General features: G+C 36.2%; 19 protein-coding genes. 13 read left to right on the top strand and 6 right to left on the bottom strand.

Going from position 1 to position 23399, the window contains the following annotated elements; genetic code table 11:
• Window positions 1-18: 18 nt before the first annotated feature.
• The 5 genes from ilvD (at window position 19) to ilvA (ending at window position 6881) form a co-directional block, all read left to right on the top strand.
• Window positions 19-1698: a dihydroxy-acid dehydratase gene (ilvD, locus tag L1S35_RS00490; protein WP_236395733.1), complete on the top strand. Its 1680-nt coding sequence runs from the start codon at window positions 19-21 to the stop codon at window positions 1696-1698.
• Between the two features lie 11 nt (window positions 1699-1709).
• A complete protein-coding gene (gene ilvB, locus L1S35_RS00485; protein ID WP_236395732.1) occupies window positions 1710-3458 on the top strand; it encodes a biosynthetic-type acetolactate synthase large subunit in 1749 nt (582 codons plus the stop codon).
• A 10-nt stretch (window positions 3459-3468) separates the two neighbouring features.
• A complete protein-coding gene (ilvN, locus tag L1S35_RS00480; protein ID WP_236395731.1) occupies window positions 3469-4056 on the top strand; it encodes an acetolactate synthase small subunit in 588 nt (195 codons plus the stop codon).
• An 80-nt stretch (window positions 4057-4136) separates the two neighbouring features.
• Window positions 4137-5615: a ketol-acid reductoisomerase gene (gene ilvC, locus L1S35_RS00475; protein WP_236395730.1), complete on the top strand. Its 1479-nt coding sequence runs from the start codon at window positions 4137-4139 to the stop codon at window positions 5613-5615.
• A 21-nt stretch (window positions 5616-5636) separates the two neighbouring features.
• Window positions 5637-6881: a threonine ammonia-lyase IlvA gene (ilvA, locus tag L1S35_RS00470; protein WP_236395729.1), complete on the top strand. Its 1245-nt coding sequence runs from the start codon at window positions 5637-5639 to the stop codon at window positions 6879-6881.
• A gap of 78 nt (window positions 6882-6959) precedes the next feature.
• On the opposite strand, the gene L1S35_RS00465 is transcribed toward ilvA, so the two are convergent.
• Complete coding sequence (locus tag L1S35_RS00465) at window positions 6960-7475, bottom strand: DUF2892 domain-containing protein (protein WP_236395728.1); 516 nt, start codon at window positions 7473-7475, stop codon at window positions 6960-6962.
• A gap of 154 nt (window positions 7476-7629) precedes the next feature.
• Between L1S35_RS00465 and rpmH the strand changes: the two genes are divergently transcribed.
• Together rpmH and carB are read left to right on the top strand one after the other, a co-directional pair.
• The gene (rpmH, locus tag L1S35_RS00460) at window positions 7630-7791 is read left to right on the top strand and encodes a 50S ribosomal protein L34 (protein ID WP_008464848.1); all 162 of its coding nucleotides are present in this window, start codon (window positions 7630-7632) and stop codon (window positions 7789-7791) included.
• A gap of 226 nt (window positions 7792-8017) precedes the next feature.
• Window positions 8018-10870, top strand: coding sequence for a carbamoyl-phosphate synthase large subunit (gene carB, locus L1S35_RS00455; protein WP_236395727.1), 2853 nt, complete (start codon window positions 8018-8020; stop codon window positions 10868-10870).
• 51 nt (window positions 10871-10921) lie between these two features.
• Here carB and L1S35_RS00450 read toward each other — a convergent pair whose 3' ends face one another.
• From L1S35_RS00450 to htpG, 4 genes are all read right to left on the bottom strand, one after another.
• Window positions 10922-11509: a TMEM175 family protein gene (locus L1S35_RS00450; RefSeq protein ID WP_236395726.1), complete on the bottom strand. Its 588-nt coding sequence runs from the start codon at window positions 11507-11509 to the stop codon at window positions 10922-10924.
• A gap of 30 nt (window positions 11510-11539) precedes the next feature.
• Entirely contained in the window at window positions 11540-11944 is a 405-nt protein-coding gene (locus L1S35_RS00445; RefSeq protein WP_236395725.1) for a DUF2721 domain-containing protein, read from the bottom strand.
• A gap of 24 nt (window positions 11945-11968) precedes the next feature.
• Complete coding sequence (locus L1S35_RS00440) at window positions 11969-12613, bottom strand: hypothetical protein (protein ID WP_236395724.1); 645 nt, start codon at window positions 12611-12613, stop codon at window positions 11969-11971.
• 101 nt (window positions 12614-12714) lie between these two features.
• Window positions 12715-14601, bottom strand: a complete 1887-nt coding sequence (gene htpG / locus L1S35_RS00435; RefSeq protein WP_236395723.1) for a molecular chaperone HtpG — start codon at window positions 14599-14601, stop codon at window positions 12715-12717.
• 208 nt (window positions 14602-14809) lie between these two features.
• Here htpG and L1S35_RS00430 point away from each other — a divergent pair, with 208 nt between their 5' ends.
• From L1S35_RS00430 to L1S35_RS00415, 4 genes are all read left to right on the top strand, one after another.
• Window positions 14810-15283 (top strand): lipocalin family protein, encoded by a 474-nt coding sequence (locus tag L1S35_RS00430; protein ID WP_236395722.1) that lies wholly within the window; start codon window positions 14810-14812, stop codon window positions 15281-15283.
• A gap of 5 nt (window positions 15284-15288) precedes the next feature.
• On the top strand, window positions 15289-15984 hold the full coding sequence (locus L1S35_RS00425; RefSeq protein ID WP_236395720.1) for a YiaD family glycine zipper/OmpA-like lipoprotein: 696 nt from the start codon (window positions 15289-15291) through the stop codon (window positions 15982-15984).
• Between the two features lie 144 nt (window positions 15985-16128).
• A complete protein-coding gene (locus L1S35_RS00420; protein ID WP_236395718.1) occupies window positions 16129-16800 on the top strand; it encodes a TetR family transcriptional regulator C-terminal domain-containing protein in 672 nt (223 codons plus the stop codon).
• A gap of 22 nt (window positions 16801-16822) precedes the next feature.
• On the top strand, window positions 16823-18133 hold the full coding sequence (locus L1S35_RS00415) for an ABC1 kinase family protein (RefSeq protein ID WP_236395716.1): 1311 nt from the start codon (window positions 16823-16825) through the stop codon (window positions 18131-18133).
• Window positions 18134-18196: 63 nt separating this feature from the next.
• Here the strand turns inward: L1S35_RS00415 and L1S35_RS00410 are convergent, their stop codons facing one another.
• Window positions 18197-21142, bottom strand: a complete 2946-nt coding sequence (locus L1S35_RS00410) for a beta strand repeat-containing protein (RefSeq protein ID WP_236395714.1) — start codon at window positions 21140-21142, stop codon at window positions 18197-18199.
• A 181-nt stretch (window positions 21143-21323) separates the two neighbouring features.
• On the opposite strand from L1S35_RS00410, the gene L1S35_RS00405 reads away from it, so the two are divergent.
• Together L1S35_RS00405 and L1S35_RS00400 are read left to right on the top strand one after the other, a co-directional pair.
• Window positions 21324-22247, top strand: coding sequence for an ABC transporter ATP-binding protein (locus tag L1S35_RS00405; RefSeq protein WP_236395712.1), 924 nt, complete (start codon window positions 21324-21326; stop codon window positions 22245-22247).
• A 46-nt stretch (window positions 22248-22293) separates the two neighbouring features.
• On the top strand, window positions 22294-23298 hold the full coding sequence (locus L1S35_RS00400) for a 3-oxoacyl-ACP synthase III family protein (RefSeq protein ID WP_236395710.1): 1005 nt from the start codon (window positions 22294-22296) through the stop codon (window positions 23296-23298).
• Window positions 23299-23399: the final 101 nt, after the last annotated feature.

Raw genomic sequence — 23399 nt, 5'->3', positions numbered from 1 at the left:
ACAAGAAACAAACTACTAATGGAATTAAATAAATACAGTAAAACGGTAACTCAAGATCCAACACAACCTGCTGCTCAGGCAATGTTGTACGGAATAGGATTGAACGACCAGCAATTGGCGCAACCATTTATCGGAATTGCTTCAATGGGTTACGATGGAAATACGTGTAATATGCACCTCAATCATTTGGCTTCTTATATCAAAGTTGAGGTAAATGAAAATGAAATGGTGGGATTGATTTTTAATACTATCGGAATTAGCGACGGTATTACTAACGGTACAGATGGAATGCGTTTTTCCTTAGTAAGTCGTGAAATCATTGCGGATAGTATTGAAAGTGTTGTTGCCGGACATTATTATGATGGCGTAATTGCCATTCCGGGTTGCGACAAGAATATGCCGGGTTCTATAATTGCCATGGGAAGATTAAATAGACCGTCAATAATGGTATATGGTGGAACCATTGCTCCGGGCAAATACCAAGGAAAAGATTTGAATATCGTTTCCGCCTTCGAAGCTTTGGGTGAAAAAATAGCCGGAAAAATATCCGAAGAAGAATTTAAAGGAATTATCAAAAATTCCTGCCCTGGTGCTGGAGCCTGTGGCGGAATGTATACTGCTAATACAATGGCAATCGCTATTGAAGCGCTCGGAATGAGTTTGCCATATTCGAGTTCTAATCCGGCTGTTAGCCATGAAAAAATTGAAGAATGCAAGCAAGCTGCTCATTATATAAAACTACTGTTAGAAAAAAATATTTGTCCAAAAGATATTATGACATTTGAAGCTTTTGAAAATGCAGTTACCACGTTAATTGCACTTGGCGGAAGTACAAATGCGGTTTTACACGTTATCGCCATGGCGAAAAGCGTTGGTGTTAAAATTACGCAGGACGATTTTCAAAGAATCAGCAACAAAACACCATTGATAGCTGATTTCAAACCAGGCGGAAATTATTTAATGCAAAATCTCCACGAAAAAGGAGGCGTTCCAATGGTTTTAAAATATTTGTTGAGCAAAGGAATGCTTCACGGAAATTGCATAACCGTTACCGGAAAAACATTGGCCGAAAATTTAGAAAATGTGGTTGAAATTGATTTTGAAGATCAAAATATAATTCGTCCTATCGAAAATCCGATTAAAGAAACCGGGCATCTTCAAATCTTATATGGAAATCTGGCAACCAAAGGTTCTGTAGCAAAAATTACAGGTAAAGAAGGTGAAAAATTCGTGGGACCAGCCAAAGTTTTTGATGGTGAAAAAGAACTTATTCAAGGCATTGAAGATAAAAAAATACAAGCGGGTGATGTAATTGTCATCAGATATGTTGGTCCAAAAGGCGGTCCGGGAATGCCCGAAATGCTTAAGCCAACATCTGCCATTATTGGTGCAGGTTTAGGAAAAAGTGTTGCTCTAATTACCGACGGAAGATTTAGCGGTGGAACCCACGGATTTGTCGTCGGTCATATCACACCGGAAGCTTTCGATGGAGGAAATATTGCTCTCGTTAATGATGGCGATATTATCGAACTTGATGCGGTCACAAACGCTATTAATTTAAAAGTTTCCGATGCTGAGTTGGAAGAAAGAAGAAAAAAACTAGTCATTCCTCCTTTAAAAGTGACAAACGGAGTGCTTTATAAATACGTAAAATTGGTTAAAGACGCTTCAGAAGGTTGTGTTACCGATGAAGATTAAAAAATAAAACTATGAAAACATTAGAATTAGATAAAATCGAAAAAGCAGGAAGACAACCTATTTCTACCACAGGAAGTTTGGCCGTAATTGATGCTTTATTATCTGAAAGCGTAACTACTATTTTTGGTTATCCCGGAGGAGCAATCATGCCAATTTATGATGCTCTTTTTGACTTTAATGAAAAGCTAAATCACATTTTGGTTCGTCACGAGCAAGGTGCCATTCATGCTGCACAAGGTTATGCAAGAGTTAGCGGAAAAACAGGAGTTGTATTTGCAACAAGCGGTCCCGGAGCAACAAACTTGGTTACAGGTTTGGCAGACGCTTTGATAGATTCCACACCGCTAGTTTGTATTACGGGTCAGGTTTTTGCCCATTTATTGGGAACTGATGCTTTTCAGGAAACAGATATAATTAACATCACTACGCCAATCACAAAATGGAATTATCAAATTACAGACGCTAATGAAATTCCGGAAGTACTTGCTAAAGCATTCTATATCGCTAAAAGTGGTCGTCCCGGACCGGTTTTAATAGACATCACGAAGAACGCACAATTGCAATTGTTCGATTATATTGGCTACAGACCTTGTATTCATGTTAGAAGTTACAGACCAAATCCTATTGTCAGACCTGAATATATAGAACAAGCGGCAAAATTAATCAATGAGGCTAAAAAACCATTTGTAGTATTTGGTCAGGGAATCATTTTAGGAAATGCGGAAAAGGAGTTTCAAAATTTTATTGAAAAAGGGAATTTACCGGCCGCGTGGACAATTATGGGAATGAGTGCAATTCCAACAGATCATCCGTTAGGTGTTGGTATGTTGGGGATGCATGGCAATTACGGCCCTAATTTTTTAACAAATGAATGCGATGTTTTAATTGCTGTCGGAATGCGATTTGATGATCGTGTAACCGGCAGATTAGATAAATACGCCAAGCAAGCAAAAATTATTCACTTAGATATTGATCCGGCAGAAATTGATAAAAACGTACAAACGACAGTTTCTGTTTGGGGCGATTGTAAAGAAACTTTGCCTTTGCTTACTAATTTAATTGAAACTAAACCTCGCCCGGAATGGTTCAAAGAATTTGAAATTAAAAAAGAAAAAGAAACCATAACGTTAATAGAAAAAGAACTCAATCCAACCGAAGGCGGTTTGACAATGGGTGAAGTGATAAAAGTTCTTAATGAGTTAACTGATGGTGAAGCTGTAATTGTAACCGATGTTGGGCAACATCAAATGGTGGCTTGTCGTTATTCAAAGCAAAATAAAACCCGAAGCAATATTACAAGCGGTGGTTTAGGAACGATGGGATATGCACTACCAGCTGCAATTGGAGCAAAACTCGGAGCGCCTGAACGTGAGGTTATAGCTATTATGGGAGATGGCGGAGCGCAAATGAATATTCAGGAATTGGGAACAATAATGCAGTTTCAGCCAAACGTAAAAATCTTAATTCTCAATAATAGCTATCTTGGAATGGTACGTCAATGGCAGGAACTATTTCATGAAAAACGCTATTCGTTTACCGATATTCACAGCCCAAATTTTGTTCAGGTAGCGAAAGCGTACAATATAGACGGAAGACAAATTTCGAAACGGGAAGAACTTCGCGAAGGTTTGAAACAAATGTTGGATAATCCGAGTTCGTTTCTATTAGAAGTTGCTGTATTGCACGAAGACAATGTGTTTCCAATGGTTCCGCAAGGAAAAGGAGTTGCCGAAATCGTTTTGAGCAAAGAAGAAATTTAAAAATTGTATTATGAAACAGGAATTCACATTAACCGTATATACCGAAAATCAAGTTGGATTGCTCAATAAAATTGCCATCATTTTTTCAAGAAGAAAAATAAGTTTGGACAGTTTTAATTCTTCGCCAAGCGAAATAGAAAACATCTACCGATTTACAATTGTAATTAGAGAAACAGAAACTGTAGTTAAAAATATTGTTCGTCAGTTAGAAAAAAATGTTGAAGTTTTCAAGGTTTTTTACAACACCAATGATGAAATTATCTGGCAACAAATAGCACTTTATAAAGTTCCGACATCCGTTATAATGAGAGAGGTAAAGGTGGAGCGGTTGCTTAGGGAATTTGGAGCAAGAGCAGTAGTTATTCGGGATGACTATACCGTCTTTGAAACTACAGGACAAGACGATGAAGTCGATAATTTATTAACCGAATTATCAAAATACAGCTTGATAGAATTTGTAAAAAGCTCTCGAATTGCCATTATAAAATCAAGTGAAGGTGTTCACAAAAAAGTTTTGGATATGGAGAGAAATGATCCAACCAAAAAACCAATAAACAACGAATTTTTGAATCATAAGAGCATGATTTTCGAAATGTAAAATAGTAATACTTAAAAATTAAATCTAATACTAACCGCTTAAAGCCTATTGCATAAAGCTTAAAGCAAATTATAAAAACAATGTCAAATTATTTCAATTCACTTCCTCATCGTTTAAAAGTTCAGGAATTAGGAAAATGTGATTTTATGCAAAGCAGCGAATTTGCAAACGGAGTTTCAAAATTAAATGGTAAAAAAATAGTCATCATTGGTTGTGGTGCTCAAGGTTTAGCTCAAGGACAAAATCTCCGCGATAGTGGGCTTCACGTGGCGTATGCCTTGCGTCAGGAAGCTATTGACAACAAAAGAGCTTCGTATGTTAATGCTACCGAAAACGGATTTGAAGTAGGAACTTTTGAAGATATTATTCCAACTGCCGATTTGGTTTCCAATTTGGCTCCGGATAAGCAGCACACTCCGGTTATCAATAAAATTGTGCCTTTGATGAAACAAGGTGCCTGTTTATCTTATTCACATGGATTTAATATTGTGGAAGAAGGAATGCAAATCCGTAAAGATTTAACTGTTATTATGATTGCTCCAAAATCACCAGCGTCAGAAGTTCGTGCCGAATATTTACGTGGTTTTGGTGTACCAACATTAATTGCGGTGCATTCGGATAACGATCCAAATGGTGATGGTTTGGAAATCGCAAAAGCCTATTGCGTTGGAACAGGCGGACACAAAGCGGGTGTTTTATTATCATCGTTTGTGGCCGAAGTAAAATCGGATTTGATGGGAGAACAAACCATTCTTTGTGGCTTGCTGCAAACAGGTTCGATTTTGAGTTTTAACAAAATGATAGAAAAAGGAATTGATGCTTCCTATGCTTCAAAACTTGTGCAATACGGTTGGGAAGTAATTACTGAAGCTTTGAAAATAGGCGGAATTACGAACATGATGGACCGTCTTTCAAATCCGGCAAAAATAGAAGCTTTTAAATTGGCTGATGAACTAAAAACGATTATGACGCCTTTGTTCAAAAAGCATATGGACGATATTTTGTCGGGTGAATTTTCTAAAACCATGATGGAAGATTGGGCAAATGGAGATAAAAATCTACTGACTTGGCGTGAAGCTACAGGCGAAACTCATTTCGAAAAAACCGCTGCCGGAACAATGGAAATCCCGGAACAGGAATATTTTGACAACGCTACTTTGATGGTTGCTTTTGTAAAATCTGGAGTTGAATTGGCTTATGAAACTATGACCTCTGCAGGAATTAAAAATGAATCAGCCTATTATGAATCATTGCACGAAGCACCGCTTATCGCAAATACAATAGCCAGAAAAAAATTATTCGAAATGAACCGTGTAATATCGGATACAGCTGAATATGGCTGCTATTTATTTGATCACGCCTGCAAACCGTTATTAGCTGATTTTATGAAAAAAGTCGATACCAATTTAATTGGAAAAAACTTCAACGCTGATAAAAATGCTACCACAGATAATTTCGAATTGGTAAAAATTAATGCAGCCATTAGAAATCATTCCATTGAAATTTGTGGTGCCGAACTTCGTAACGCCATGACAGCAATGAAAAAAATTGTAGAATAAGAAATCCAAATAGGAGAAATCATGAATTTATTTCAGGAAATAGCACAAGCAAAAAATCAGTTAAATGGAGTCGTTCAGGTTACGCCATTGACTGAAAACTTAAATTTATCGGATGAATTTGAAGCTACAATTCTTCTAAAAAGAGAAGATTTGCAGGTGGTTCGTTCCTATAAAATTCGTGGTGCTTACAACAAAATGAGTTCACTTTCTGAGGCAGAAAAAAAGCAGGGGATCGTATGTGCCAGTGCTGGAAATCATGCTCAAGGCGTTGCTTATTCATGTAATTTACTCCAAATAAATGGCATTATTTACATGCCGAGAACCACTCCGAAACAAAAGATTAAACAAGTGCAATTGTTCGGAAAATCATTTGTAGAAATCGTCTTGACTGGAAATACTTTTGATGATGCTTACGCCAAAGCCATAAAGAATGCCAACGAGAACAATAAAGTTTTCATTCATCCTTTTGAAGATATCAAAGTTATCGCTGGGCAAGGAACAGTAGGTTTAGAAATTTTAGAAGCTACAAAAAAACCAATAGATTATGTTTTTGTTCCTATTGGCGGTGGCGGATTGTCAGCCGGACTTTCTACTGTTTTTGCCGAATTAAGTCCCAAAACTAAAATCATTGGTGTCGAGCCATTAGGTGCACCCGCGATGAAAACTTCCATTGCTAACGGCCAAAATACGTATTTAGAGACTATCGATAAATTTGTTGATGGCGCCGCTGTAAAGCAGGTTGGGCAGTTAAATTTTGAAATTTGCAAAGCGAATCTTGATGATGTTGTACTCGTTCCTGAAGGTAAAGTCTGCACGACCATTTTGCGATTATATAACGAAGAAGCCATGGTTGTTGAGCCGGCTGGTGCACTTTCAATCGCTGCATTAGATTTTTATAAGGAAGAAATAAAAGGGAAAAATGTAGTTTGTATCGTTAGTGGAAGCAATAATGACATCGAAAGAACAGAGGAAATAAAAGAGCGTTCGCTTTTATACGAAGGTCTAAAACATTATTTCATGATACAATTTCCGCAACGTCCCGGCGCTCTGAAAGAGTTTGTAAGCAAGATATTGGGCAAGGACGACGACATTACTTTTTTCCAATTTACTAAAAAAAACAACAGAGAAATCGCGCCGGCATTAGTAGGTTTAGAACTAAAAAATAAAGAAGATGTCCATGCTATAAAATCAAGAATGCAGGATCACGGCTTTGAATACAGATATCTAAACGAAAAAGAAGATTTATACGCCCAACTGATTGGTTAAGTCATAAAAAACGTCCTGAGAATTTCAGGACGTTTTTATTTAAGGATAATACTGCCAACTGCTACTGCATACCGAACACTAAATTTTCTTCATCTGTTCCTTCATCATCTTAATCTGATCATTCAGCATATTTTGTTTGTCCAACTTTTTGGCTTCGTTTAATAAAGTTGTAGCTTCCAATTTACGTCTTTTCGACATGGCAATTCCGGCTAAATTTAATTTGGCTACAGCCAAATCCATATCCATACTCAAACCCAATTCAACCGCTTTTTTAAAAAATTTCTCCGATTGATGAATATTCGTTTGCGACATCATCAAACCGTGAAGATAATTGTAGTAACCTTGTTGCTTTCTCACCAAAGCAGTCTCAGGATTTTTAATTTTATCTAACCAAACTTTCGCACCTGCAAAATCCTGTTTTCTCAATTTTAAAAAGGCCAAAAGAATGTATTCATTTTTATAATAAAGGAAAATCGGAACCGCCGTGAGCAGAATCAAAAAGATTCCGTTACCAATATTGCTTTCCGAAAACTGCCAAATGGCTGTTGCTACTAATAATGCCGCTATAATTAATTTGATAAATCTGTGAAACATAAGTTATAATTTTTGTGCCGCAAAGGTAATAAATTGAATTGAAAATATTTTTAAAAAACTACTTGCAGGAAATAAAAATCGTTGTATATTTGCACTCGGTTTTGAAAGAACCAAATTAAAAGAGAATAGTACACGATTTTAAAGATACAAAGCAATGAGCAAAAGAACGTTTCAACCATCGAAAAGAAAGAGAAGAAATAAACACGGATTTATGGACAGAATGGCTTCTGCAAATGGAAGAAAAGTCCTTGCGCGTCGTAGAGCAAAAGGAAGACATAAATTGACTGTATCTTCTGAACCAAGACACAAAAAATAATGATTAGCAATTAATCAATATCAAGCCGTTACTTTTATTAGTAGCGGCTTTTTTTTGAACTTGTTCATAAATATTGATAATTTTTAGGAGCTATTTCCCGCTTTCCACTGCAATCTTTTTATTTTTAAAGAAAAAATAAAAAGGATTTCCGCTGCAATCGGGGCTAGAAACAAAAGCATGCACAACACATACAACTTATAACACATAACTTACAACACTAACTACAATGCCCAAAGACAATTCAATCAAATCGGTTTTAATCATAGGTTCAGGTCCAATCGTAATCGGACAAGCATGCGAATTTGATTATGCCGGTTCCCAGTCAGCACGTTCAATCCGCGAAGAAGGAATAGAAGTAATCCTTATCAATTCCAATCCGGCAACGATTATGACCGATCCAAGTATGGCCGATCATGTTTACTTATTGCCATTAACTACAAAATCAATCATCCAAATCCTAAAAGAGCATCCACAAATTGATGCGGTGCTGCCAACAATGGGTGGACAAACAGCATTGAACCTTTGTTTGGAAGCGGACGAAAAAGGAATCTGGGAAGACTTCGGAGTAAAACTAATAGGTGTCGATATTAACGCCATCAACATTACCGAAGACAGAGAACAATTCAAGCAATTGTTAGAAAGAATTGGCGTACCGGCCGCACCAGCCAAAACCGCAACCTCATTCTTAAAAGGAAAAGAAATTGCACAGGAATTTGGGTTTCCGTTAGTAATCCGTCCATCGTTTACGCTTGGTGGAACCGGAGCAGCATTCGTACACAGCAAAGAAGAATTCGACGAAAAACTAACCTATGGATTAGAAATGTCACCAATCCACGAAGTTTTGATTGACAAAGCTTTGCTTGGTTGGAAAGAATACGAATTAGAATTACTCCGCGATAAAAACGACAACGTAGTAATCATCTGTTCTATCGAAAATATGGATCCAATGGGAATCCATACAGGAGATTCGATTACCGTTGCACCAGCAATGACCTTATCGGACACAACTTTCCAAAAAATGCGTGATATGGCGATTTTGATGATGCGTTCCATTGGGAATTTTGCCGGTGGTTGTAACGTACAATTCGCTGTTTCACCTGATGAAAAGGAGGATATCGTTGCGATTGAAATCAACCCAAGAGTTTCGCGTTCATCAGCATTAGCATCAAAAGCAACAGGGTATCCAATTGCGAAAGTAGCTTCTAAATTAGCTTTAGGATATCACTTAGATGAATTGCCAAATCAAATTACAAAATCAACATCAGCCTTATTCGAACCAACTTTAGACTATGTAATCGTAAAAATCCCACGTTGGAACTTCGACAAATTTGAAGGTGCAGACAGAACTTTAGGACTTCAAATGAAATCAGTTGGTGAAGTTATGGGAATTGGGCGTTCGTTTCAGGAAGCCTTGCACAAAGCAACGCAATCATTAGAAATAAAACGCAACGGACTTGGTGCTGACGGAAAAGGGCACAAAAATTACGAGCAAATTATCGAGAAGCTTACCTATGCAAGTTGGGACAGAGTTTTCGTGATTTATGATGCGATTGCGATGGGAATTCCATTAAGCAGAATCCATGAAATCACTAAAATTGATATGTGGTTTTTGAAGCAATACGAAGAATTATATACGATAGAAAAAGAGATTTCAAAATATAACATTACCAATCTTCCAAAAGAATTATTATTGGAAGCTAAGCAAAAAGGTTACGGCGACCGACAAATTGCTCACATGCTAAAATGTTTGGAAAGCCAAGTGAATAAATTGCGCGATGAAATGAACATCAAGCGGGTGTATAAATTAGTTGACACTTGTGCGGCCGAATTCAAAGCGCTAACACCCTATTATTACTCAACCTTTGAAGCTGAAATTGAAACTGCCAATGGAGAACGTTATGTTCACAACGAAAGCATTGTTACCGATAAAAAGAAAGTGGTGGTTCTAGGTTCAGGACCAAACAGAATCGGACAGGGAATTGAGTTTGATTACTCTTGTGTTCACGGTGTTTTAGCAGCCAAAGAGTGTGGTTACGAAACCATCATGATTAACTGCAATCCCGAAACCGTTTCCACCGATTTTGATACGGCAGATAAATTATATTTCGAACCTGTTTTTTGGGAGCATATTTATGATATCATTCGACATGAAAAACCTGAAGGTGTTATCGTTCAGTTAGGAGGACAAACTGCATTGAAATTGGCTGATAAATTATCAAAATACGGAATAAAAATCCTCGGAACTTCATTTGATGCCTTAGATTTAGCCGAAGACAGAGGAAGATTTTCAGAATTGTTAACCGATCTAAAAATTCCATTTCCACAATTTGGAATTGCTGAAAATGCAGACCAAGCTTCAGCATTGGCAGATGTTTTAGATTTTCCGTTATTGGTTCGTCCATCCTATGTTTTAGGCGGACAAGGCATGAAGATTGTCATTAATAAACAAGAATTGGAAGAGCATGTTATCGATTTGCTGAAAAATATTCCAGGAAATAAATTGCTATTGGACCATTATCTAGACGGAGCGATAGAAGCCGAAGCCGATGCAATTTGCGATGGAGAAAATGTTTACATCATCGGAATCATGGAACATATAGAGCCTTGCGGAATCCATTCGGGCGATAGTAACGCAACATTACCGCCGTTTAACTTGGGTGAATTTGTTATGCAGCAAATCAAAGACCATACAAAGAAAATCGCATTAGCGTTGAGAACTGTTGGTTTAATCAATATTCAGTTTGCCATAAAAGACGATATCGTTTACATCATTGAGGCCAATCCAAGAGCTTCGAGAACAGTGCCTTTTATTGCAAAAGCGTATGGCGAACCTTATGTAAATTATGCCACAAAAGTAATGCTTGGTCATAACAAAGTAACCGACTTTACCTATACTCCAAAATTAAAAGGTTTTGCGATTAAGCAACCTGTTTTCTCTTTCAGTAAATTCAAAGATGTAAACAAAGCACTTGGTCCGGAAATGAAATCAACAGGCGAAAGCATTTTGTTCATAGATGATTTGAAAGACGATCAGTTTTACGAATTGTATTCGAGACGTAAAATGTACTTGAGCAAGTAATTTTTAGAAATAAATTAAAAACCGTCTCGTTTTATTTAACGAGACGGTTTTTTATTTTCTATTTACCACCTTATGCTGAAATGCAAAAGCGGCGTATCCAATTGGAGCCAAAGGTGTAAAAAAGGCAAGTATTGTAGTTAGCGTATAAACTCCCAGTGAATAAATGGTTTCCCTTTTCATTTTGCTGACTTCTACAGAAACATCTGAACTAGCAAGATTATGGTTAGGATTGAAAGCATAGCTGCATAGTTTGTAATAAAGTAGCGAGGCTATGGCATAATTCATATTGTAAATCAATAGAGGAAAAGGTGAGGGTTCGTTCTCGAAAACGAAAGCAGTGGAAAACGGAATGAAAGCAACAGCAAGCAATAAACTTAAATTAAGGGCTAAAAATTTACCATCACAGTTTACCAAATGCTTCATCAGGTCATGATGCCGATACCAAAACAAACCAACGAGATAAAAACTAAGAACAGTTCCCATTATGATGGGACTCAGCTTTAGAAAGGCGCTAAAGCCTTGCCAAAACGTACTTCCATGTTCGAGATGTGGTGGCTTTATTTCAATAATCATTAAGGTAATGGCGATGGCAAAGACAGCATCGCTAAAGAGAAGTATTCTTTCGAGTTGGAATTTCATGGTCTTTGGTTTTATTCAAAAATAGTAAAATTATTTTTCTTCTTCACCTTCCATCAAATCACTTAAATGAAGTCGCAATGCAGTAACCGAAATACTGATTTCCCAAAAAGATATTCCAAGTGAAATAAGTAAAGTCAATAAGCTTGCACCAAAAAGGTAAATGCCCATAGTCTGTTGTTCTAGGAATAACGATAACATCGCAAACACCGAAAGAAACAAACACAAAACTCCAAAAAGTTGCATGTATCGAATGAGTGAAAGTCTCAGGTTTAGATTTTTGATTTGCAGCAAAATGCTTTTCGTATGTACTTCGTCGTAATGTTTTTTAAGGCTACGCACGATTTGGGCAATAGTTAAAAACCGATTGGTATAGGCCAATAAAATCAGGGAAGTTGCCGAGAAGAGTAATGCCGGAGTTTCGATGTTTAAAGTCATTTGAATTACAATTTATTAGTTAAATTATTTAGCGCCACAGTTTTCATCGAACAAGTCAACGATAACTCCCAAGCCTTCGTTTTTTAGTCTCTCTTTGGTAATTAAGGGCAATACTTTTGGACAATCATCTTCAAAATGATAGCCTAAGATTTTCATAACCGTACTATAATAATTTACATCTACACCTAATCCGTATTCATTTATGGGAATTAAAATAAGAGCAAAATTATTTTCATGTCTGCGTAAATACAGCATTCTTCCTGACGATGAAGTTTGTCCCGCTGCGCCCAATACGGCAGACGAAGTATAATACGCGGAAACCAAATCTATTTTTTTTCCAACTTTTTCAACTCTTACCCAAGATTTTTTGCTGTCAATCTTATAATTTTTACCTGAGAATAATCTTCCGGATGCGAGATAGATTGATATAAAATTGATGGTTATATCTTGATTGTTTACAATATCAAATCCGGCAATTTCATCAATACTCAACTTTTCGGTCTTGCCATTTTCTTCGCTTCTGAATTTTAATTTTTGTTCAGTTGGATTATCAGGCAATTCAATAAAACCTTTTTTGGTTGTGCCATCATTGTAATTCACTGTTCCTTTATAAAATTTGGCAAATGACAAAAAAGGGATAAGGATTAGAAATAAGAATACTTTTTTCATTTTGACTGATTTAACTTTAGCTAAAATATAAAAAAACCTGCAAGCTTTCACTCACAGGTCTTAATACTTTAATCTTATGTTGTCCTGAGCTTGTCGAAGGACTATTTTATAAGTTCAAAACTTCTTTTCACAAAAGCAGTCAACTCTTCACCTTTCAATAATCCTTGCGAGATTTTTGCTAAGTCTAAAGCTTGTTTTACCAAACTTTCCTGAGCTGATTTGTCGGAAGTGTTTAGAATTGTCGTTGCTAATTCGGAATTAGTATTAACCACCAAATTATACATTTCAGGGAAATTACCCATGCCGAACATTCCACCGCCACCGGTTTGACTCATCTCTTTCATTCTTCGCATGAATTCAGGTTGCGTGATGATGAATGGTGCTGCAGTGCTGTCCATAGGTTCTAGTTGAACCGAATAATTTGCTTTTGGTACAATTTCTTCCAAAACGGTTTTTAATTGTGTTGATTCGTCTTCTGATAATTTCGAAATTTGAGTTTCCTCTTTTTGAATCAGTTTATCAATGTGGTCAGAATCGACACGAACGAAAGTCAAATTCTCGTTATCGCTTTCCAGTTTCTGAATCAAATGTGACACAATTGGAGAATCCAATAATAAAACTTCATATCCTTTTTCTTTGGCGATTTCAACATAACCGTGTTGCGCCTCTTTGTTGGAAGCATATAACACAACGGTTTTTCCATTTTTATCGGTTTGGTTTGCCGAAATAGCTTCTTTTAATTCAGCCAAAGTGTAGTACTTATTGTCAACCGATGGATACAAAATGAAATCTCCTGCTTTTTCATAGAATTTTGGTTCCGAAAGCATTCCGTATTCCAATACGATTTTGATGTCATTCCATTTTTGCTCGAAATCTTCACGGTTTTCGGTGAATAATGATTTCAATTTATCGGCTACTTTTCTTGTGATGTAATTCGAGATTTTCTTCACATTGCTATCAGCCTGTAAACCTGAACGCGAAACGTTCAACGGAATATCAGGAGAATCAATCACACCTTTCAACATCACTAAAAATTCAGGTACAATTCCTTCAACATTATCAGTTACAAAAACCTGGTTTTGATACATTTGAATTTTGTCCTTTTGCAGCTGCAAATCGGCTGACATTTTTGGGAAATATAAAATTCCGGTCAGATTGAAAGGATAATCTACATTTAAATGAATGTTGAACAAAGGTTCTTCAAACTGCATTGGATACAATTCATGATAGAAGTTTTTATAATCTTCATCTGTTAAATCAACCGGTTGTTTTGTCCAAGCCGGTGTTGGGTTGTTGATGATGTTGTCAACTTCTTTGTATTCAGTTTTATAATCATCAGGAGCATCTTCAGGTTTTGGCAATGCTTCTTTTTTTGTTCCGAATTTAATTGGAATCGGCATGAACTTATTATACTTGGTCAACAATTCACGGATTTTAAATTCTTCTAAAAATTCTAATGAATCTTCAGCTATGTGAAGGATGATTTCGGTTCCTCTCTCAGTTTTGTCAGATGGAACTATAGTAAATTCAGGGCTTCCGTCACATGTCCAATGTGCAGCCGGTTCGTCTTTGTATGATTTGGTGATAATTTCCACTTTTGAAGCGACCATGAATGCGGAATAAAATCCAAGTCCAAAATGACCGATAATACCTGAATCTTTGGCAGAGTCTTTATATTTTTCAAGAAATTCCTCGGCACCTGAAAAAGCAATTTGGTTAATGTATTTTTCAACTTCTTCGGCTGTCATTCCTAAACCTTGATCGATGAGGTGGAGTTTTTTGCCTTCTTTGTCAATTTTAACTTCGATAATTGGGTTGCCATATTCGACTTTGGCTTCACCAATACTGGTTAAATGTTTTAATTTTAGTGTAGCATCAGTGGCATTTGATACTAATTCACGCAAGAAAATTTCGTGGTCGTTGTATAAAAACTTCTTAATTAATGGAAAGATGTTTTCTACGGATACATTAATTTTTCCTGTTGTCATATTTATATTTTTTATGCCAGCCAGCCGGCAGGCGGGTTAAACGATTTTTAAACCTGACTAGTCAAAACTAATACCAATTGTAAAAGTTATGACAAATTGACGTAGTAACAATTCTACAGTAATTCTGAAACAATTCTACGATATATTGTAAATCCCAAAGTAAAAATCGACGTATATTTGCAGTAATTAATTCTAAATTTTTATAGGAATGAAAAAAATTATTTTAATAAGTTTATTATCCGTTTTGGTTTTATCCTGTAAGTCAAATTCGGCAACAAGTACGAAGAGAGATTTAAATTCTCAAGTTGCTATTAAAGGGAATTGGCAAATTTCGGCAGTCACTTATCCGGGTTCAGATGTAATTAAAGTTACTTCGTTCGATTTGGCCGATTCAAAATGTTTTATCGGAAGTACATGGAAATTTATTTCTAACAACAACAAAGGGAATTTTGCTTTAAACAGTCCAAAATGTACAGCTTACAGTACACCAATTACTTGGTTTATTAATAATGAAGGGCAGTTTGTTTTAAAAATTCTGGATGAAGCTAAAGCAAAAACAATCAAGACCGGTTATGTTTTGACAGTTGCCAATCAAACGGAAAACTCTTTCCAACTTATTGACAAAATTAATGTTGCGGGAAAATTAACAGATGTTGTATATCAATTTGAACGATTAAATTAAAAAATATGAAAAAGACAAGTACAATTTTATTGACTGGTTTACTGATGCTATCAACGATTTTTACGAGTTGTGAAGCAGTAAAAAATACAAATAAAACGCAACGTGGTGCTGCAATTGGCGCAGTTGGTGGAGCTATAATTGGTGGGGTTTTAGGGAATAATATCGGTAAAGGAGGAAATGGCGCACTTGGTGCTGTTCTTGGCGGTGTAATTGGTGGCGTTGCCGGTGGAGTAATTGGAAACAAAATGGACAAGCAGGCTCGTGAAATCGAGACGGCTTTACCTGGCGCACAAGTAGAAAGAGTTGGAGAAGGAATTAAATTAGTATTAGGCGAAAACGCTGTTCGTTTTGATACGAATAAATCAACTTTAACTGCAGCAGCAAAAGCTAATTTAGATAAATTGGTTCCGGTTTTTAATCAATATCCTGATACTAACATTCAAATTTATGGATATACAGATAGTACGGGAACGCCTGAATATAATTTAACGCTTTCAGGGCAAAGAGCGGCTTCGGTTAAAAGTTATTTAGCCGGAAAAGGAATTAGTGCCGGTCGTTTTACAACCACAGGTTTAGGAATAGCCGATCCGATTGCTACGAATGATACTGCGGAAGGAAGAAGTCAAAACCGTCGTGTAGAATTTGCTATTACTGCCAATGAGAAAATGGTGCAAGATGCTCAAAAAGAAGCTGGGAAATAATTCTCGGTTTTAAAATATAAAAAAAAACGTTCATTACAAATGGACGTTTTTTTTTGCACAAACTTTAACAAAACTTTTTGTTTAAGTATTTGTAATAATTATTAAACAGTTTGTAACTTTACATTCTAATAAATTAGAGACAGTATGGCAACAACAAAAACAACACAAGCAAAGAAAAAGCAGTTGAATGATCTTCAGATTATTTCCTTGTATATGAATGATGTTTTAGAAATGAATGAAGCGCCCAAAAACGTTTTTGCTTTTTGCAAAAAACACAATATAGAAGAAAGTGATTTCTACTCTTTTTTTGGTTCTGTTGATGCATTAAAGCAAGATATATGGGTAAAGTTTTTTGAAAATGCAGTAGACACTATTGAAAAGGAACCAACTTTTGAAACCTATTCCGATAAAAACAAATTACTTACTCTTTACTTTACGTTGTTTGAGATACTCACTCTTAACAGAAGTTATATTTTGTTTTCTTTAAAAGAAAATAAGGAAGGACTAAAGAATTTAAAGAGTTTGACCACTTTTCGAAACCATTTTAAAGAGTATATCGTAACTAAAATAAAGTCAAAACCTTCAGAGCCTTTCGGGAAAGTAGCGAAAGTAACCGAACCCGTTTTCTCTGAAGGTGCATGGCTTCAGTTCTTATTTTTATTGAAATTTTGGATTGATGATACATCAAAAGGTTTTGAAAAAACAGATGTTTTGATTGAGAAATCAGTGAATACGGTTGTTGATTTATTAGATACTAAGCCTTTAGAAAGTTTATTTGATTTGGGTAAATTCCTTTGGAAAGAAAAAATGCAATAATCCTGAAATTAATTCAGCATAAATGAAAACATTAGATAAAATTCCAACAGGAAAGTTAGAACGTGCCGGACAATTAGTCAAAACCGGCATTAAAGTAGGTGGAAACTATGTTGCTTATTATGGCGAAAAAATAGTTAACCCGAATCTGAATCGAGATAAATTAAATGAAAACAATGCCGACGATATCTACGATGGTTTAAAAAACCTGAAGGGAAGTGCTTTGAAGGTAGCTCAGATGCTTAGTATGGATAAAAGTATTATGCCTCAAGCCTATGTCGATAAATTTTCGTTGTCGCAATTTTCAGTGCCGCCATTGTCAGCGCCATTGGTTCGAAAAACATTTAAAAAATATTTAGGTAAATATCCGGAAGCTATATTTGACACCTTCACTCCGGATGCCACGAATGCTGCAAGTATCGGTCAGGTACACAAAGCAACCAAAGATGGGAAAAATTTTGCTGTGAAAATTCAATATCCGGGAGTCTCGGATAGTATAAGTTCTGATTTGGCTTTGGTAAAGCCTTTTGCAACAAGAATGTTTAATCTAAAAGGTAAAGATTCTGAGAAGTATTTCAAAGAAGTTGAAGACAAACTATTAGAAGAAACAGATTATGTTTTAGAACTAAAACAAAGTTTAGAAGTCTCAGCTCTGTGTGGAAAAATTGAGTATTTGCGTTTCCCAAAATATTATCCTGAATTATCATCTGAAAAGATTTTAACCATGGAATGGATTGAAGGCGAACACCTTTCCGAATTTACTGCACATAATGAAGATAGAGTTAAAAGTGATAAAATAGGACAGGCACTTTGGGACTTTTATATGTATCAAATGCATCATTTAAAACAAGTGCACGCTGATCCGCATCCCGGAAATTTTTTGATTGATTCCGATTCTAATTTGGTAGCTATAGATTTTGGATGTATGAAGAAGGTTCCGGAGGAATTTTATATTCCCTATTTCGAATTGGCAAAACCTGAAATTATTGATAATCCGAAATTGTTTGTCGAAAAATTATATGAATTAGAAATTTTGAGAGCAGATGATTCAGAAAATGAAATGGCTTATTTTACGAAAATATTTCATGAATTACTGAGTTTGTTTACCAAACCATTTCATGGCGATTATTTTGATTTTTCTGATGAAGACTTCTTTGGGAAAATTGCTAAAATGGGAGAAGAGTTTGCAAAAGATTCACAATTGCGAAAAATGAATGGGAATAGAGGTTCAAAACATTTTTTATACATCAACAGAACTTTTTTTGGGCTATATAATTTATTACACGATTTAAAAGCACGAATTGATACTAAGTCATTCGAGAAATATATTGAATAATAAAATGTTATTGGTTAGGTGAATAAGAGCGATTCTTTTTATATAAGTTTTGCTCTTATTTTTTTATCTAATCTGTTTTACTTCAAAAAAAGTCTTCCCTATATAGGAATCTATGTTAACTCCGGATTGGTAGTTTTCTGCATAAATTTCTATATAATCTCCTGCACCTAGAGAAACAATACAGTTGATAGTTCTGGATACCGGACCAAGATTCGAATGATTGCCTGAGTTTTGTTGGTACAATGAACCATTTTTATAAACACCAATAGAGTAGAATTGCGTGTTGCTTTGATTGTCGGTGTGAAAACCGGCATTTACTTCATAATATCCTGTTTTTGCAGCCACGAATCTGTTGGTTCCTGTGTTAAATTCAGTATTTGAATCAAAAACTATGGTGTTGAAATTCACTAGTTGCCAACCTCCGGTTCCTAAAGATTGTGCGCCACTTAAATTTGTTCTCACAACAGAAAGTGTGTTGTTTGGCAGTGCCCAAGAAGCATTTCCCGAAGCATCACTTTGAAGTACATAATTAGCAGTCGCACCTGTTGTCATTTGAAAATCGGTGGTTTTTGTTTTTCCATTTACCTCCAATTTATTTCCTACACTTGGAGTAACTCCAACTCCGACATTAGTTCCGTCGTCGGTCATCACGCCATCAACCAAAGTAGTGCCATCCCATTTTGGGACTACATTTGAAGTTGCCGATGAAACTTGAGGGTCAGTTTCTGTTATAGTTAGTGTAGTTGGATTAACCCATGAAGCATTACCTGTTGCATCACTTTGTAATATATAGTTAGCCGTTGCGCCAGTTGTCATTTGAAAATTAGTAGTTTTAGTTTTACCATTAACTTCCAATTTATTTCCTACCGAAGGTGTTATTCCAACACCAACATTGGTTCCGTTATCTATCATTACACCATCAACTAAAGTAGTTCCGTTCCATTTTGGGACAACATTTGAAGTTGCCGATGAAACTTGTGGGTCTGTTTCAGTAATAGATAAAGTAGTTCCGTCAACCCATGATGTTGTTCCGGCACCATTTGTCTGTAATATTTGTCCATTAGTTCCTCTGACATTTGGTAAAGCATATCCCGGAGCAGAAGCAGGATTGCTAATTTGTAGAGTACCATTTACCCTAACAATATTATTATCAAATTCACCATAAATCAACGCATTTGAAGCGTCAGCATTAGAATTTTCAATATATAATTTATTGGAACTTGCGCCAGTTTCTGATGACCCGGCCAGATTACCTATAGCGACATTTCCTGTACCGTTAGTTATAGCACCTAATGCTTGGTGACCCAATGCTGTATTATTAGCACCTGTGTTTGATAGAAGGGCATTATTTCCAACAGCTACAGAATTTCCTCCACCTGATCTTAATGCTCTAAAGCCAATACCTACATTATTACTTGTTGATTGGTTAAATTGGAGAGAACCGGAACCAACTCCGGTATTTGAAGCACCACTAACGTTTTCCCTCATGGAACTTATTCCAATTGCAGTATTTTCTGTTCCGGTTTGTGTACCAGCCGCACCGGCAAGTGCAAAATTACCAACAGCGGTATTATTTGCACCTGTACTATTTTGCATCGCTTTTGAACCAACAGCAGTAGTATTACTAATATTTCCTGTGCCTAATCCCATGGCTTCAAAACCAATTGCCACATTGTCTTGTGCAGCAGCATTATTGATTCCCCTTAAAGCATTTGTTCCAACGGCGGTATTCCATTGTGCAGTTGAAGCAGAATTTTGTAATGCATTTTGACCAATTGCAACATTGTTATTTCCTGTGCTGACAGATAAGGCGTTGTTACCAAAAGCGGTACTATTAGTAGCTACTCCTGAATTCAATGCGCCAACACCAAATGAAGTGCTTGTGGCTCCAATCTTACCCGCAGCGGCATTACTTCTTCTAAAAGCTACATCAACGGCATCAGTTGTTCCTAAAAAATTTGTGGTACCGGACAATCCTGAATTTCCCAAAATACCCCAGTCATTAGAGGAAGCCGATGCCCAACTTGTTGCTCCAGCACCATCTGTTTGTAAAACCTGTCCAGCAGTTCCTCTTGTTGTGGGGAAAGAATAACCGGATACAGAAGGATTTCCAACCTGAAGTTGTGCATTAGCCCTTAAAACTTTTGGTGAAACTCCATAATCTCCATAAATTATGGCATTGTTCTGACTCGAATCGGTAGTTAAGTTAGCATATTCTATATAAAGTTTATTGCTTCCGGTTTCATTATAACCTGCTCGGTATCCAATAAAAATATTATTACTTCCATTAGTCAAACTATAACCGGAATCATTACCCAGAGCTGTATTATATAATCCAAAAGCATTGCTCGTTAAAGATTGTCTTCCAATAGCAGTATTAAAATCACCACTTTGATTTGAAAAAAGTGTGCCTGCACCAAAAGCGGTATTAAAAGAGCCGGTAGTATTTGTAAACATAGAACGTTCTCCAACGGAGGTATTTCTGTTTCCGGTACTGTTGGAAGGCAAGACATTGGTTCCAACGGCTACATTCCTTGTTCCTGAAGGATTCAATAATGAATTGGCTCCAAATGAAGTATTCATATTTCCTGAAGTAGTATTCGGATTTCCTATAAATGCGGCTCTGACATTAAATCTTTTAAAAACTATATCAACATCGTCAGTAGTTCCCAAAAAATTTGTAGAAGAACTTGTTCCTGTATTTCCGGTTAGTGACCAATCTGTATTGGAGCCAACAGCTAATTGAACCCAAAGCGAACCATTCCAATAATAATAACCATTTGGAGCAAAACCAGAATTGTAAACTAATAAGGAAGTTGCAGGTGTAGTAATTGTTGTCACATCACTGGCACTTACTAAAGCAACCCTCGGAATTAACAGACCGCTATTGGTTGAAGTAATGTCCAGCATAGAAGAGGCGTTTGGAGATGTAGTTCCAATGCCGACTTGAGCATAAGATGCATTTATTATTAAAAGTAAAAAGATATATATGTAGATTTTCAATTTCATAAGTCACTCTAAATTAAACGACAACGGGTATGTAAAAGTAAATCTAATTTCATAAAATGCATAATAAAACAAGCTAAAATCTATCACTTGTGTAAAAATAGCATTGAGAATCATAAACTGTTTGTCAAATATATTTTTTATTTCATTTTAGATTGTTCAATTTTGTAAATCAAGTAAAACTATGCTAAACGTCAGCAACATTTCATTTTCTTATCAGGAAAAACCAACCATCAACTCCATTTCTTTTGAATTAGAGAGAGGGAAAAACATGGCAATTATTGGAGAAAGTGGTTGCGGGAAAAGTACATTGCTGAAACTTATTTATGGATTGTATGATTTAGATGAAGGGCAATTATTTTGGAATGATACCGAAGTTTTAGGTCCAAAATACAATCTTATTCCCGGAATGGATTTCATGAAATACTTGGCACAGGATTTTGACTTAATGCCATTTATTACCGTAGCCGAAAATGTAGGCAAATACCTTTCGAATTTTTATCCCGAACAAAAAAATGAGCGTGTTGCCGAACTATTAGCAATTGTCGAAATGACGGAGTATGCCAATATAAAAGCAAAAAATTTAAGTGGCGGACAGATGCAACGCGTAGCATTAGCAAGAGTCTTAGCACTTGAACCCGAAGTTTTATTGTTAGATGAACCTTTTAGTCATATTGATAATTTCAGAAAAAATAGTTTGCGTCGAAAACTCTTTGGGTATTTAAAAGAAAAACAAATCACTACTATTTTTGCTACACATGACAGTTCGGATGTACTTTCTTTTGCGGATGACGTTTTGGTTATGAAAGATGGAAAAATTATCGATGAAGGAAGCCCAAAAAATATTTACGACAATCCAAAAAACAAATACATTGCTTCTCTTTTTGGCGATGTAAATGAAATTGAAATTGATGGAAAAACAGCACTTGTCTATCCAAATCAATTGATGATTGTCGAAAAATCAAAGCTTAATGTTGTAGTAACTAATGCATATTTTTTGGGAAACCATTATCTGATTGAAGCTATTCATAACAATAAAAATATATTTTTTGAAAGCGAGGTTGAGGTTTCAATAGGCAGTGAAATTTACTTGAGAAAGAAGCCTTAAAAATGTTTAATTTAGCATAACGTTTTTTAACAATTAAATAGAAAATATGTTTCATTCCAAAATATCAGGTTTAGGATTTTATGTTCCGGAAAATGTAGTTACCAATGATGATTTATCCAAAATAATGGATACTAATGATGAATGGATTCAGGAAAGAACAGGGATTCAGGAAAGAAGACACATTGTTCGCGGTCAGGATACGACAACCTCAATGGGTGTAAAAGCATCGAAAATTGCTATTGAACGCTCCAAAATTTCGTATGACGATATCGACTTTATAGTTTTCGCCACCATTTCTCCCGATTATTATTTTCCGGGGCCGGGCGTTGCTTTGCAAAAGGAATTGGGTTTAAAAACTGTTGGCGCTTTAGATATTCGGAATCAATGTTCGGGTTTTGTCTATGCACTTTCTGTGGCGGATCAATTTATTAAAACCGGAATGTATAAAAACATTTTGGTCGTTGCTTCCGAAGTGCAGTCACTTGGATTGGATATGACTGATCGAGGTCGAGCTGTTTCGGTGATTTTTGGAGATGGAGCAGGAGCAGCAGTATTGAGCAGAAGCGATGACGATAGCGGAATTCTTTCCACACATTTGCATTCAGAAGGAGAACATGCTAAGGAATTGGCAGTTTTAGCTCCGGGAATGGGAGGAAGATGGGTTACAGATATTTTGGCAGATAACAATCCGGATGATGAAAGTTATTTTCCATATATGAACGGACAATTTGTTTTCAAAAATGCGGTGGTTCGTTTTAGTGAAGTGATTAACGAAGGATTACAGGCGAATAATTTAGAGGTGTCTGATATAGATATGTTGATTCCGCATCAGGCGAATTTGAGGATTTCACAGTTTATCCAAAAGAAATTTGGTTTAAGTGATGACAAGGTTTTTAATAATATTCAGAAATACGGAAACACAACGGCAGCTTCTATCCCGATTGCTTTGACTGAAGCTTGGGAACAAGGAAAGATAAAGAAAGGTGATACCGTTGTTTTGGCTGCTTTTGGTAGTGGATTTACCTGGGCAAGTGCTATAATTAAGTGGTAAGTTGTCTTTAGCCCTGATAGGAGCAAGCTACCGTGTAGCGCGGATAGCGGGAGTGAGCGTCCTTAAGTAGCGGATGCTGTGCTCCTTAAAAATAAAAAAAG

The sequence above is a fragment of the Flavobacterium anseongense genome (assembly GCF_021608185.1).
GTDB classification, from domain to species: Bacteria; Bacteroidota; Bacteroidia; order Flavobacteriales; family Flavobacteriaceae; genus Flavobacterium; species Flavobacterium anseongense.
Note: the sequence above shows the minus strand (reverse complement) of the source record. Positions and strands in the feature narration are given on the sequence as shown.

Coding starts and splice junctions, on each gene's coding strand:
- L1S35_RS00400 (WP_236395710.1), top strand. CDS start 22,294: ATGTTTCATTCCAAAATATCAGGTTTAGGATTTTATGTTCCGGAAAAT.
- carB (WP_236395727.1), top strand. CDS start 8,018: ATGCCCAAAGACAATTCAATCAAATCGGTTTTAATCATAGGTTCAGGT.
- ilvN (WP_236395731.1), top strand. CDS start 3,469: ATGAAACAGGAATTCACATTAACCGTATATACCGAAAATCAAGTTGGA.
- L1S35_RS00430 (WP_236395722.1), top strand. CDS start 14,810: ATGAAAAAAATTATTTTAATAAGTTTATTATCCGTTTTGGTTTTATCC.
- ilvA (WP_236395729.1), top strand. CDS start 5,637: ATGAATTTATTTCAGGAAATAGCACAAGCAAAAAATCAGTTAAATGGA.
- htpG (WP_236395723.1), bottom strand. CDS start 14,601: ATGACAACAGGAAAAATTAATGTATCCGTAGAAAACATCTTTCCATTA.
- L1S35_RS00440 (WP_236395724.1), bottom strand. CDS start 12,613: ATGAAAAAAGTATTCTTATTTCTAATCCTTATCCCTTTTTTGTCATTT.
- ilvC (WP_236395730.1), top strand. CDS start 4,137: ATGTCAAATTATTTCAATTCACTTCCTCATCGTTTAAAAGTTCAGGAA.
- L1S35_RS00405 (WP_236395712.1), top strand. CDS start 21,324: ATGCTAAACGTCAGCAACATTTCATTTTCTTATCAGGAAAAACCAACC.
- ilvB (WP_236395732.1), top strand. CDS start 1,710: ATGAAAACATTAGAATTAGATAAAATCGAAAAAGCAGGAAGACAACCT.
- L1S35_RS00420 (WP_236395718.1), top strand. CDS start 16,129: ATGGCAACAACAAAAACAACACAAGCAAAGAAAAAGCAGTTGAATGAT.
- L1S35_RS00410 (WP_236395714.1), bottom strand. CDS start 21,142: ATGAAATTGAAAATCTACATATATATCTTTTTACTTTTAATAATAAAT.
- rpmH (WP_008464848.1), top strand. CDS start 7,630: ATGAGCAAAAGAACGTTTCAACCATCGAAAAGAAAGAGAAGAAATAAA.
- L1S35_RS00465 (WP_236395728.1), bottom strand. CDS start 7,475: ATGTTTCACAGATTTATCAAATTAATTATAGCGGCATTATTAGTAGCA.
- L1S35_RS00425 (WP_236395720.1), top strand. CDS start 15,289: ATGAAAAAGACAAGTACAATTTTATTGACTGGTTTACTGATGCTATCA.
- L1S35_RS00450 (WP_236395726.1), bottom strand. CDS start 11,509: ATGAAATTCCAACTCGAAAGAATACTTCTCTTTAGCGATGCTGTCTTT.
- ilvD (WP_236395733.1), top strand. CDS start 19: ATGGAATTAAATAAATACAGTAAAACGGTAACTCAAGATCCAACACAA.
- L1S35_RS00415 (WP_236395716.1), top strand. CDS start 16,823: ATGAAAACATTAGATAAAATTCCAACAGGAAAGTTAGAACGTGCCGGA.
- L1S35_RS00445 (WP_236395725.1), bottom strand. CDS start 11,944: ATGACTTTAAACATCGAAACTCCGGCATTACTCTTCTCGGCAACTTCC.